Below are 11,224 nucleotides of genomic sequence, written 5' to 3'. Positions count from 1 at the left end.
ATCTAGAGCTGTTTGGCCAGTCAACGCGTGTCAAAGGCTCACAAAAGGAAATTCAACACCACGCGGACAGCCCCGAAAAAAAGCGTTTGGTGGTAAGCTCGCGCACCATGAATATCTACAGCTCTCGCCCCGTTGTCCTCTGTCTCTCCGGCCACGACCCAAGTGGTGGCGCCGGCTTGCAGGCAGATATCGAAGCCCTGCTCGCTCAGGGTTGTCATGCAGCTCCTGCAATCACCGCTCTGACCGTGCAAGACACCGTCAATGTCAGCGATTTCCGCGTGCTCGATCGCGAGTGGGTATTGGCTCAGGCCAACGCCGTGCTCAACGATTCGACCGTCGCGGCAGTCAAGCTGGGCATGCTCGGGTCTCTGGAAATGGTCGACACCGTGGTCGAACTGCTCCAGGCGCATCCACATCTGCCGCTGGTCTGCGACCCGGTGTTGCGTGCCGGTGGTGGCGGTCGACTGGGCAAAGACGAAGTCGGCTACGCCATGCGCGAACGACTACTACCGCTGGCGACCATCGCCACCCCTAACCTTCCCGAAGCCCGCATACTCGCTGAACTGCCTGAAGGCACCCCTGACGAGTGCGCAGAAAAACTCCTGCCCTACTGCAAACACCTGTTGATCACTGGCGGCCATGGCGATGAGCATGAAGTCCATAATCGCCTCTACAGCCGCGACGGCAGCCGCCAGACCTATACTTGCCAACGTTTGCCGGGCAGTTATCACGGCTCCGGTTGCACCTTGGCCAGCGCACTGGCCGGTCGTCTGGCCCTGGGCGAAAACCTCGCCAGCGCCGTGCAATCAGCACTCAATTACACTTGGCGCACGCTGCGTGATGCCGAACAACTTGGCAAAGGCCAGTTCGTCCCGCGTCGTCTACCACTGGATTTTTGCTCGTAACGCCATGAGGCTTGTTCGATGAAACTACGAGGCCTGTACGCTATTACTGACAGCCAACTGTTGGCCGGCAAATTCCTGCCCTATGTGGAAGCGGCACTCGATGGCGGCGTCACGCTGCTGCAGTACCGCGACAAGAGCACCGACGAAGCCCGTCGCCTGCGCGAAGCCGAAACCCTGCGTACGCTGTGCGAGCGATACAACGCCCACTTGATCATCAATGACGATGCCGAATTGGCCGCGCGCCTTGGGGTCGGCGTTCATTTGGGTCAAACCGATGGCCCGCTGACACCCGCCCGCGCTCTGCTCGGGCGCAATGCGATCATCGGCTCGACCTGCCACGGTCAACTCGAACTCGCCGAACAAGCCGCCAAAGAGGGCGCCAGCTATGTCGCCTTCGGTCGCTTCTTCAACTCCAACACCAAGCCCGGCGCGCCGGCGGCCACCCTCGATTTGCTCGACCAGGCCCGCACCAAATTGCACCTGCCGATCTGCGTGATTGGTGGCATCACCCTGGAAAACGCCGCCCCGCTGGTGGCCCATGGTGCCGACCTGCTGGCCGTGGTCCACGGCCTGTTCGGCGCCGAGAATACCCAGGAAGTGACACGCCGAGCGCGCGCCTTCAAAGCCCTGTTTGATATCTAAATAGCCGAATCCTGATTTAGAGAGCCCGATCATGTCTCGTTCCGAAACGCTGTTTGCCAATGCCCAGAAACACATTCCCGGCGGCGTAAACTCACCCGTTCGTGCCTTCAAGAGCGTCGGCGGCACGCCGTTGTTCTTCAAGCACGCCGAAGGCGCCTATGTGACGGACGAAGATGACAAACGCTATGTCGACTACGTAGGTTCGTGGGGCCCGATGATCCTCGGCCACAGCCACCCGGACGTGCTTGATGCCGTGCGCAAGCAGCTCGAACACGGGCTGTCCTATGGCGCCCCGACCGAAATGGAAACGCAGATGGCGGACCTGGTCTGCTCCATCGTGCCATCGATGGAAATGGTCCGCATGGTCAGTTCCGGCACCGAAGCGACCATGAGTGCGATTCGTCTGGCCCGTGGTTTCACCGGCCGCGACAGCATCATCAAGTTCGAAGGCTGCTACCACGGCCACTCCGACAGCCTGCTGGTCAAGGCCGGCTCCGGCGCACTGACTCAAGGCGTTCCAAGCTCTGCGGGTGTACCCGCCGCCTTCGCCAAACACACCCTGACCTTGCCGTTCAACGACATCGATGCCGTCGAGCAAATGCTCAGCGAAGTCGGTCAGGAAGTGGCGTGCATCATCGTTGAACCCGTGGCTGGCAACATGAACTGCGTGCCACCAGCGCCGGGCTTCCTCGAAGGCCTGCGCACACTATGCGACAAACACGGTGTGGTGCTGATTTTCGACGAAGTGATGACCGGTTTCCGCGTCGCCCTCGGCGGCGCCCAGGCACATTACGGCGTGACTCCCGACCTGAGCACCTTCGGCAAAATCATTGGCGGCGGCATGCCAGTGGGCTGCTTCGGCGGCAAGCGCGAAATCATGTCGCACATCGCTCCGCTGGGCCCGGTCTATCAGGCAGGCACCCTGTCCGGCAACCCGCTGGCCATGGCTGCGGGCCTGACCACCTTGCGCCTGATCAGCCGTCCGGGCTTCCATGCTGAACTGAGCGACTACACCAGTCGCCTGCTCGATGGCCTGCAACAGCGTGCCGACGCAGCCGGTATTCCGTTCGTCACCACTCAGGCCGGCGGCATGTTCGGCCTGTACTTCAGCGGCGCTGACGACATCGTGACATTCGATGACGTCATGAGCAGCGACGCCAGCCTGTTCAAACGCTTCTTCCACCTGATGCTCGAAGGCGGCGTTTACCTGGCGCCGAGCGCTTTCGAAGCCGGTTTCACCTCGATCGCCCATGGCGATGCCGAGCTGAAGCTGACTCTGGACGCTGCCGAGCGTGCTTTTGCTGCGTTGAAATAAGCTGATCGGCCTGACGCTGCTTAGGCGGCGTCGGTTTTATTCAGGTCTTTACGTCTCTTTTCCTCCGCTCAAAGCACGAAATCTCCTACAAACCGGGAGATATCGGGCCGTGCAGCAGAAAAACGAGTAAAGACTTTGTAAGGTTGGCCCTGCTTATTTCATAATGCGCGCTTATTGGATCCCCCACTGCGGGTCCGCGCGCCCTTCAGAGGTAAGTCGATTCCCATGAACCGCACCGGCCGCACCCTTGCATTGGGCTGCCTGTTGCTCCTTCAGCCCCTGCTCGCGCATGCACAAGCAGGCGGCAACTCATTGTTGATCCCAGCGATGGGTCGCTGCACCCTCAATACCCAGTCGCAAGACGTGTCCGAGGCGCTTGCCGCCTGCCAGAAAGCATCGGATGCCGGGGATGCAGAAGCACAATACGAGTTGGGTGAATTCTATTACGAAGGCAAACGTGCGCCGCGTGACCTCAATCAAGCCCTGAGTTACTTCGAGAAAGCCTCCCTGCAAGGCCATGCTCAGGCGCAATTCAAGCTCGGCACCATGTTTTTCCACGGTGAAGGCGTTCCGGCCAATAACATTCAGGCGTATATCGTGCTGAAAATGGCGGCGGTCAATGGCGCCGAAGATGCGCTGGACACTGCCGACGAAGTCGCCGGACACATGAAGCGTGATGAACTGGAAGTCGCGACCCAAGTGCTGGGGCAGATTTTCCGCAAATACCTGCTGGAACTGCAAAGCGCCGACGGGCGTTCGCCTTTCTCACCGCTGCCCTGAATCCTGCTTGATCGAACGCCTGGCGGGCTTTTGTGGCGAGGGAGCTTGCTCCCGCTGGATCGCGAAACGGTCCTAAAATCAGCAACCACATTCTGCCAGTAAGAAAGCATTGGTCGGGTTTACGACTGCTACGCCCGAGCGCGGACCGGCCGGCGGGAGCAAGCTCCCTCGCCACAGGGTACCGCGATTTACTTCTCCGGCATCGGCATCGGAAACGGCATGACATTGCTCATGCCGCGGGCTTCGGTAATCTTCGGCGTACCCAGGCGCTCGACTTCGTCGATGCGCACGATCGAATGCATTGGCACAAAACTGCGTACCACACCTTCGAACTGCGCTTTGAGCTTCTCTTCGCCAGGGTCGACGACCAGCTGTGTGCGCTCGCCAAAGACGAACTCTTCCACTTCCAGGAAGCCCCACAGATCACTTTGATAGATCTGCTTGGCGTACATTTCGAACACTTGGCCCTGGTTGAGGAAAATCACCTTGTAGATTGGAGCTTCACGTTTGGTCATGGTGGGCGGGTAACACATCGGGGATATAAAAGAGGGCGCAAACTATAGCATAGCCACCGGACGCGCAACGCTAGGAACCTGCGGACATGACCACTATAATGCGCGGTTCTTTGAACCACTTGATGAACCCCCATGGCCAAGAAGCTTTATATCGAAACCCACGGTTGCCAAATGAACGAGTACGACAGCTCGCGCATGGTCGATCTGCTGGGTGAACATCAGGCCCTGGAAGTCACCGCCCGCGCCGAAGACGCAGACGTCATCCTGCTCAACACCTGCTCGATCCGCGAGCGCGCCCAGGACCGGGTGTACTCCCAACTCGGCCGCTGGCGCGAACTGAAACTGGCCAACCCGGACATGGTGATCGCCGTCGGCGGTTGCGTGGCCAGCCAGGAAGGTGCGGCAATCCGCGACCGCGCACCCTATGTCGACGTAGTCTTCGGCCCGCAGACCCTGCACCGCCTGCCGGAAATGATCGACGCCGCGCGCCTCACCAAGCTGCCGCAAGTCGACGTCTCGTTCCCGGAAATCGAGAAATTCGATCACCTGCCAGAGCCACGTATCGATGGCCCAAGCGCTTACGTCTCGGTCATGGAAGGTTGCAGTAAGTACTGCACGTTCTGCGTGGTGCCTTATACCCGTGGTGAAGAAGTCAGCCGACCGTTCGACGATGTGCTGGCCGAAATCATCCACCTGGCGGAAAACGGTGTACGTGAAGTCACCTTGCTGGGACAGAACGTTAACGGCTATCGCGGCAAGACCCATGACGGTCGCCTGGCGGACCTCGCCGAGCTGATCCGTGTGGTCGCCGCCGTCGACGGTATCGAGCGTATTCGCTACACCACTTCGCACCCGCTGGAGTTCTCCGACAGCCTGATCCAGGCCCACGCCGAAGTGCCGGAGCTGGTCAAACACCTGCATTTGCCTGTGCAATCGGGCTCGGATCGCATCCTCGCGGCGATGAAGCGCAACCACACCGCGCTGGAGTACAAATCCAAACTGCGCAAGCTGCGCGCCGCCGTGCCGGGCATCTGCATCAGTTCGGATTTCATCGTCGGCTTCCCCGGCGAGACCGAAAAAGACTTCGAGCAGACCATGAAGCTGATCGAAGACGTCGGTTTCGACTTTTCCTACTCGTTCGTTTACAGCCAGCGTCCAGGCACACCGGCAGCCGATCTGGCCGACGAAACTCCGGAAGAGCTGAAAAAAGAGCGCCTGAACGCCCTGCAACATCGCCTTAATCAGCAAGGCTTCGAGATCAGCCGACAAATGGTCGGCTCCACTCAGCGCATTCTGGTGACCGATTATTCGAAGAAAGACCCGGGTGAACTGCAAGGGCGTACCGAGAACAACCGTATCGTCAACTTCCGCTGCGACAATCCCACGCTGATCGGCCAGTTCGCCGACGTGCGCATCGATGCTGCACAACCGCACTCGCTGCGTGGTTCGCTACTGCAGTAATCTTTAAGACACTGGAGATCAAATGTGGGAGCGGGCTTGCTCGCGATAGCGGACTTTCATTCAACATTGGTGTTGCCTGACACACTGCTATCGCGAGCAAGCCCGCTCCCACATTGTAACTGCGTTATTCTTGAGCGCGCGCTCATCTACTAAGTGCTTTCGCACCCAGGCCACTGGCGCTATCCTTGGTTTCATCTCAATTGCCTTAGGGCGGCTAAAAGCGACCTTGAACGCACCCATAGAACCACATCGTTTCATTCTCGAGCCCGTTGAGGCTCGCCGCTTCGCCAATCTGTGCGGGCAATTCGACGAGCATTTGCGCTTGATCGAACAGCGCCTGAGCATCGAAATCCGCAACCGTGGAAACCAGTTCGAGCTGATCGGCGAACCCAAACACACCACCTCCGCGGAAAACCTCCTGCGCCGCCTGTACCGGGAAACCAAGGCTACCGAGCTGTCGCCGGACGTGGTTCACCTGTTCCTGCAGGAATCCGCCGTGCAAGAGATGGACAACCATCCGTCCGCCGAACCCGTCGCACTGCGCACCAAAAAAGGCATGATTCGCCCTCGCGGCACGAATCAACTGCGCTATGTGAAGGAGATTCTCGGCAACGACATCAACTTCGGCATCGGCCCGGCCGGTACCGGCAAGACCTATCTGGCGGTTGCCTGTGCGGTGGACGCTTTGGAGCGCGAGCAAGTTCGCCGCATCCTGCTGGTGCGTCCAGCGGTTGAAGCCGGCGAAAAACTCGGCTTCCTGCCTGGCGACCTGGCGCAAAAAATCGACCCGTACCTGCGCCCGCTGTATGACGCACTGTACGAAATGCTCGGCTTCGAACACGTTGCCAAGCTAATCGAGCGGCAAGTGATCGAGATCGCGCCTCTGGCCTATATGCGTGGACGAACGCTGAACAACAGCTTCATCATTCTCGACGAAAGCCAGAACACTACCGTCGAACAAATGAAGATGTTCCTGACGCGGATCGGCTTTGGCTCCACCGCGGTCATCACCGGCGACATCACCCAGATCGACTTGCCCAAAGGCACCAAGTCCGGACTGATCCATGTGATCGACGTGCTCAAGGAAGTGCCGGGCATCAGCTTTACGCACTTCACCTCCAGAGACGTGGTGCGCCATCCGTTGGTGCAACGCATCGTCGAAGCCTACGAGCGTTTCGAACATCGCGCCGAAAACGAGTCGGCCAAATTTGCCTCCCCGAAGGACAGCCACCGCGATGCTTGAGCTTGATCTGCAACTCGCAACCGAGGCGCCAGCCCCCAGCGAAGCTGAGTTCCGCCAATGGTGTGAGCTGGCTTTGCGCCAACGCACCGCCGATTCGGAACTGACCATTCGCTTGGTCGACGAGCCAGAAGGCCGGGAGCTGAATCACACCTGGCGGCAGAAGGATTACGCCACTAACGTGCTGTCCTTCCCGGCCGATGTGCCGGACGAGCTGCTGGATATTCCACTGCTCGGCGATCTGGTAATTTGCGTGCCCGTGGTGGTACGTGAAGCAGCCGAACAGGGCAAGGAACTCGACGCCCACTGGGCGCATCTGGTCATTCACGGCTGCTTGCATCTACTGGGTTACGACCACATAGATGACGACGAAGCCGAAGAAATGGAAGCGCTGGAACGAACGTTGCTTGCTGAACTGGGTCATCCTGATCCGTATGCAGATGACGAAACCGAAGACACTCCAATCGTAACAACAAAGGATTTAGAGTAATCGCTATGAGCGAAGACCGATCGAGCAGCGGGCAAAAGTCCTGGCTGGGTAAACTGACCCAAGCTTTTGCCCACGAGCCGAAAAACCGTCAGGAGCTGCTGGAGCTGCTGCGTGAAGCCCATCAGAACAAGTTGCTGGACAGCGAAGCGCTGGCCATCGTCGAAGGCGCCATCCAGGTCGCTGACCTGCAAGTACGGGACATCATGGTTCCGCGCTCGCAGATGATCAGCATCAAGGCGACCCAGACACCCCGCGAATTCCTCCCGGCCGTCATCGATTCCGCGCACTCGCGCTATCCGGTGATTGGCGAAAGCCACGACGACGTCATGGGCGTTCTGCTGGCCAAGGATTTGCTGCCGCTGATCCTTCAGGAAAACGGCGACAGCTTCAACGTCAAGGATTTGCTGCGTCCGGCGACCTTCGTCCCCGAGTCCAAGCGCCTGAACGTGCTGCTGCGCGAGTTCCGCGCCAACCATAACCACATGGCCATCGTCATCGACGAATACGGCGGCGTGGCCGGTCTGGTGACCATTGAGGACGTACTGGAACAGATCGTCGGCGACATCGAGGACGAGCACGATGTCGAGGAAGACAGCTACATCAAGCCGCTGCCTAGCGGTGACTTCCTGATCAAGGCGCTGACCCCGATCGAGAACTTCAACGAGTTTTTCGACTGCGAGTTCTCCGACGATGAGTTCGATACGGTCGGAGGCCTGGTGATGAGCGCGTTCGGGCACCTGCCTAAACGTAACGAAATCACCGAAATTGGCGCCTATCGTTTCCGCATTTTGAATGCAGACAGCCGCCGGATTCACCTGCTGCGCTTGACTCCAATTGCACGCTAAGGATTGAAATGCTCCGCTTAACCCGTCCCGGCTGGCCCGGTAATCTGCTGGCCGTGGCGGCTGGTGCACTCACCACCCTGGCGCTCGCGCCGTTCGACATCTGGCCACTGGCGCTGCTGGCCGTCGGATTTTTCTATGCCGGTTTGCGTGAACTGAGCCCACGTCAGGCCTTGGGCCGTGGCTGGTGTTTCGGTTTCGGCCTGTTTGGCGCCGGCACCAGCTGGATCTACTACAGCATTCACAACTTTGGCGGTGCTTCGGTGCTGCTGGCCGGCTTGCTGATGCTCGCCTTCACCGCTGCGATTGCCTGGTTCTTTGCCCTGCCCGCCTGGATTTGGGCGCGCTGGATCCGCCGTAACGAAGCACCTCTGGCTGACGCCCTGGCCTTTGCCGCGCTGTGGCTGGCCCAGGAAGCGTTCCGCGGCTGGTTCCTGACCGGCTTTCCATGGCTATATTCCGGCTACAGTCAACTCGACGGCCCACTGGCCGGACTCGCACCACTGGGCGGCATGTGGTTGATCTCCTTCACCTTGGCCCTGACCGCCGCGCTACTGTACAACCTGCCGCGCCTGATCAAGACCGGGCGCAAAGTGTTTATCGCCGCCGGTCTGCTGTTACTGGTCGCCCCTTGGGGGATTGGCATGGCGCTCAAAGGCCACGCCTGGACCAGCCCATCGGGAGCGCCGCTGTCGGTTGCGGCGATTCAGGGTAATGTCGAACAAAGCATGAAGTGGGACCCGGAGCAGCTGAACGCGCAACTGGCGCTGTACCGCGACATGAGCTTCAGCTCCAAGCGCGTGGACTTGCTCATCTGGCCAGAAACTGCGATCCCGGTTCTGAAGGAATCGGCCGAAGGTTATCTGAACATGCTCGGCAACTTCGCCGCAGAACGTAATTCCGCACTGATTACCGGCGTACCGATCCGTGAGGAAGTACGCCATGTGAAGCGCTACTTCAACGGCATCACCGTAGTCGGCGAAGGCGATGGCACCTACCTGAAGCAGAAACTGGTGCCATTTGGCGAGTACGTGCCGTTGCAGGATCTGCTGCGCGGGCTTATCGCCTTCTTCGACCTGCCGATGTCGGACTTCGCCCGCGGCTCGGCCGATCAGCCATTGCTGCAAGCCAAGGGTTATCAGATTGCACCGTTCATCTGCTATGAAGTGGTTTACCCGGAATTCGCCGCCAGCCTTTCGGCCCGCAGCGACCTGCTGCTGACCATCAGCAACGACACCTGGTTCGGCACCTCCATCGGCCCGCTGCAACACTTGCAGATGGCGCAGATGCGCGCCCTGGAGGCCGGACGCTGGATGATTCGCGCCACCAACAACGGCGTCACTGGCCTGATCGACCCGTTCGGCAAAATCACCGCGCAGATCCCACAGTTCGAACGCGGCATCCTCTACGGTGAAGTAGTGCCGATGCACAACCTGACGCCGTACCTGCAATGGCGTTCGTGGCCGCTGATCATTCTGTGCGTGCTGCTGTTCGGTTGGGCATTACTGGCCAGCCGGATGGCCAAGACGGTTTAACTGTCGCAAAAAGATCGTCCGCGCTCGGACGATCTTTTGACTTTCAGCGGTAAAACAACGAGTAACCGACCTGCCCCACCGCCTCATTAAGCAACTGCCCGCTTTGCCAGATCGACTTGAACTCCGGCATCCAGCCACCCAGTGGCCGAGCATTATCTCCCCCTAAAAACCCCACCGGCGCGGCTACAACGGTGAAACCTGCCCGTTCGAAACTCCACACCGAACGCGGCATATGCGCGGCCTGGGTCACCACAACGACTCGTTTGATGCCCAGCGGCTGAAGCACTTCAGCGGTGAACTGAGCGTTCTCCCAGGTCGTGCGACTACGCCCTTCCTGCCAACTGACCGTCACAGCAAAATCATCCCGCAGAGACTCGGCCATCAGCGCCGCCTCGGTAGGTGGTGTTCCGTAATGCAGTCCGCCACTGGTTAACACCGGCAAGCCTGAGGCCTTGGCCAGGCGCGCCGCATAACGCTCGCGCTCCAACCCCACGCCGGTCGGCTGATCAGAGCCCCAGGCCGGATCGCCTCGCTCTCGGCCCGAGCCCAATACCACAATCGCATCCGCGCGCTCGGCCAGCGTTGCCCATTCACTACGACCCAGCGGCGGCACGCGCTCAATCGCATGGGCACTCCACTCCACGACAATCGGCAAACTCATCAGCCAGAAGCCGCCAACGCCTAGCGCAAAGCACGCGCCCGCCAAGCGCGGCCGGGACCGACGAAACCACCAGGCACACAGGAGCAGCAGCAAAAGAATGCCGGGCGGCAACAGAAGTTGTTTAACGAAATAGCGAAAAGGCATCGGGCATCTCCAAAGATGCCCGAAGCCTAAGTGGGTTGAAGCAAAGCAACAACAGATGTTGAAGGCATTTCAATGGAAACGCCTGGACGTGTAACGTCATGCAGGGTGCCCCGACTGGGGCCGCTTACACTTATTTGAACTGCTGGGACCGGACCTTTACCGCGTCCCCGGCAGGGGGCTTGCCTCTCAACCATATTATCTTGGCCGAACGTGGCGCTTCTTTATGTTTTACGGCTTCCAGCACGTTTGAATATGCTTCACGTTCACTGCGGTCCAGATAAGCCTTGATCAACTCAAACTCAGCGTGACTCAAACCACGTAACTCCAACTCGACAGGACGCTCATCGCGCAACCGGCCTGCGGTTTTTGCCGCATCCAAGGCCATACCAAGACGGTCGATCAGCCGTTCATACAACTCGGGTTTTGTTACTTTTCGCTGCGACTCAACCATCCGCTCACCTCATTGAAGATAAGACTCACTCCCCTTTTAGAGCTTAGCCCCACTGAAGAAACCGGCCTGCTGCCGCGACCAACGGCCCCCGGGGCGCCGCTGGGTGCAATCAGGGTTTCCCTCGGTAGAGCGCGGTCATGTATGCTACGGCGCTTCCTGTAACTCCACTTCCAGCTCGACTGGGCACCGAAAACGCCACATTAGGCGTCGTCACCGTCCAGCGTCGCATTGAAGAGGATTAGG

The 11,224-nt window shown here is 59.4% G+C and carries 12 protein-coding genes; 9 read left to right on the top strand and 3 right to left on the bottom strand.

From position 1 onward, the window contains the following. Nucleotides 1-107 precede the first annotated feature (107 nt). The 4 genes from ACN1C3_RS15560 to ACN1C3_RS15545 all read left to right on the top strand — a co-directional run bounded on the left by ACN1C3_RS15560 (nt 108) and on the right by ACN1C3_RS15545 (nt 3,642). Nucleotides 108-905 (top strand): hydroxymethylpyrimidine/phosphomethylpyrimidine kinase, encoded by a 798-nt coding sequence (locus ACN1C3_RS15560; protein ID WP_419116669.1) that lies wholly within the window; start codon nt 108-110, stop codon nt 903-905. Between the two features lie 18 nt (nt 906-923). Beyond that, on the top strand, nt 924-1,547 hold the full coding sequence (thiE, locus tag ACN1C3_RS15555; RefSeq protein WP_419116668.1) for a thiamine phosphate synthase: 624 nt from the start codon (nt 924-926) through the stop codon (nt 1,545-1,547). A gap of 31 nt (nt 1,548-1,578) precedes the next feature. Beyond that, on the top strand, nt 1,579-2,862 hold the full coding sequence (hemL, locus tag ACN1C3_RS15550; protein ID WP_419116667.1) for a glutamate-1-semialdehyde 2,1-aminomutase: 1,284 nt from the start codon (nt 1,579-1,581) through the stop codon (nt 2,860-2,862). A gap of 225 nt (nt 2,863-3,087) precedes the next feature. Further along, on the top strand, nt 3,088-3,642 hold the full coding sequence (locus ACN1C3_RS15545; protein WP_419116666.1) for a tetratricopeptide repeat protein: 555 nt from the start codon (nt 3,088-3,090) through the stop codon (nt 3,640-3,642). A gap of 188 nt (nt 3,643-3,830) precedes the next feature. Here ACN1C3_RS15545 and ACN1C3_RS15540 read toward each other — a convergent pair whose 3' ends face one another. Next, the gene (locus ACN1C3_RS15540; protein ID WP_419116665.1) at nt 3,831-4,157 is read right to left on the bottom strand and encodes a DUF1820 family protein; all 327 of its coding nucleotides are present in this window, start codon (nt 4,155-4,157) and stop codon (nt 3,831-3,833) included. Between the two features lie 132 nt (nt 4,158-4,289). On the opposite strand from ACN1C3_RS15540, the gene miaB reads away from it, so the two are divergent. The 5 genes from miaB to lnt all read left to right on the top strand — a co-directional run bounded on the left by miaB (nt 4,290) and on the right by lnt (nt 9,725). Further along, the gene (miaB, locus tag ACN1C3_RS15535; protein WP_419116664.1) at nt 4,290-5,618 is read left to right on the top strand and encodes a tRNA (N6-isopentenyl adenosine(37)-C2)-methylthiotransferase MiaB; all 1,329 of its coding nucleotides are present in this window, start codon (nt 4,290-4,292) and stop codon (nt 5,616-5,618) included. 226 nt (nt 5,619-5,844) lie between these two features. Continuing rightward, the gene (locus ACN1C3_RS15530) at nt 5,845-6,861 is read left to right on the top strand and encodes a PhoH family protein (protein WP_419116663.1); all 1,017 of its coding nucleotides are present in this window, start codon (nt 5,845-5,847) and stop codon (nt 6,859-6,861) included. Continuing rightward, on the top strand, nt 6,854-7,348 hold the full coding sequence (ybeY, locus tag ACN1C3_RS15525; RefSeq protein ID WP_419116662.1) for an rRNA maturation RNase YbeY: 495 nt from the start codon (nt 6,854-6,856) through the stop codon (nt 7,346-7,348). Before ACN1C3_RS15530 ends, ybeY begins: the two co-directional genes overlap by 8 nt. Nucleotides 7,349-7,353: 5 nt before the next feature. Continuing rightward, on the top strand, nt 7,354-8,193 hold the full coding sequence (locus tag ACN1C3_RS15520; protein WP_419116661.1) for an HlyC/CorC family transporter: 840 nt from the start codon (nt 7,354-7,356) through the stop codon (nt 8,191-8,193). An 8-nt stretch (nt 8,194-8,201) separates the two neighbouring features. Beyond that, nucleotides 8,202-9,725, top strand: a complete 1,524-nt coding sequence (lnt, locus tag ACN1C3_RS15515) for an apolipoprotein N-acyltransferase (protein WP_419116660.1) — start codon at nt 8,202-8,204, stop codon at nt 9,723-9,725. A gap of 43 nt (nt 9,726-9,768) precedes the next feature. On the opposite strand, the gene ACN1C3_RS15510 is transcribed toward lnt, so the two are convergent. Then, on the bottom strand, nt 9,769-10,530 hold the full coding sequence (locus tag ACN1C3_RS15510) for a YdcF family protein (RefSeq protein WP_419116659.1): 762 nt from the start codon (nt 10,528-10,530) through the stop codon (nt 9,769-9,771). A gap of 130 nt (nt 10,531-10,660) precedes the next feature. Further along, a complete protein-coding gene (locus tag ACN1C3_RS15505) occupies nt 10,661-10,981 on the bottom strand; it encodes a hypothetical protein (RefSeq protein ID WP_419116658.1) in 321 nt (106 codons plus the stop codon). Between the last annotated feature and the right edge of the window lie 243 nt (nt 10,982-11,224).

Origin of the sequence: Pseudomonas sp. H11T01 (assembly GCF_048515765.1) — a bacterium.
Classification (GTDB): domain Bacteria; phylum Pseudomonadota; class Gammaproteobacteria; order Pseudomonadales; family Pseudomonadaceae; genus Aquipseudomonas.
The sequence above is the reverse complement of the archived record's forward strand: the minus strand, read 5'-3'. Positions and strand labels throughout refer to the sequence as shown.

Excerpts from the sequence above, each read along its gene's own strand:
- ACN1C3_RS15560 (WP_419116669.1), top strand. The coding sequence starts at position 108 with ATGAATATCTACAGCTCTCGCCCCGTTGTCCTCTGTCTCTCCGGCCAC.
- thiE (WP_419116668.1), top strand. The coding sequence starts at position 924 with ATGAAACTACGAGGCCTGTACGCTATTACTGACAGCCAACTGTTGGCC.
- hemL (WP_419116667.1), top strand. The coding sequence starts at position 1,579 with ATGTCTCGTTCCGAAACGCTGTTTGCCAATGCCCAGAAACACATTCCC.
- ACN1C3_RS15545 (WP_419116666.1), top strand. The coding sequence starts at position 3,088 with ATGAACCGCACCGGCCGCACCCTTGCATTGGGCTGCCTGTTGCTCCTT.
- ACN1C3_RS15540 (WP_419116665.1), bottom strand. The coding sequence starts at position 4,157 with ATGACCAAACGTGAAGCTCCAATCTACAAGGTGATTTTCCTCAACCAG.
- miaB (WP_419116664.1), top strand. The coding sequence starts at position 4,290 with ATGGCCAAGAAGCTTTATATCGAAACCCACGGTTGCCAAATGAACGAG.
- ybeY (WP_419116662.1), top strand. The coding sequence starts at position 6,854 with ATGCTTGAGCTTGATCTGCAACTCGCAACCGAGGCGCCAGCCCCCAGC.
- ACN1C3_RS15520 (WP_419116661.1), top strand. The coding sequence starts at position 7,354 with ATGAGCGAAGACCGATCGAGCAGCGGGCAAAAGTCCTGGCTGGGTAAA.
- lnt (WP_419116660.1), top strand. The coding sequence starts at position 8,202 with ATGCTCCGCTTAACCCGTCCCGGCTGGCCCGGTAATCTGCTGGCCGTG.
- ACN1C3_RS15510 (WP_419116659.1), bottom strand. The coding sequence starts at position 10,530 with ATGCCTTTTCGCTATTTCGTTAAACAACTTCTGTTGCCGCCCGGCATT.
- ACN1C3_RS15505 (WP_419116658.1), bottom strand. The coding sequence starts at position 10,981 with ATGGTTGAGTCGCAGCGAAAAGTAACAAAACCCGAGTTGTATGAACGG.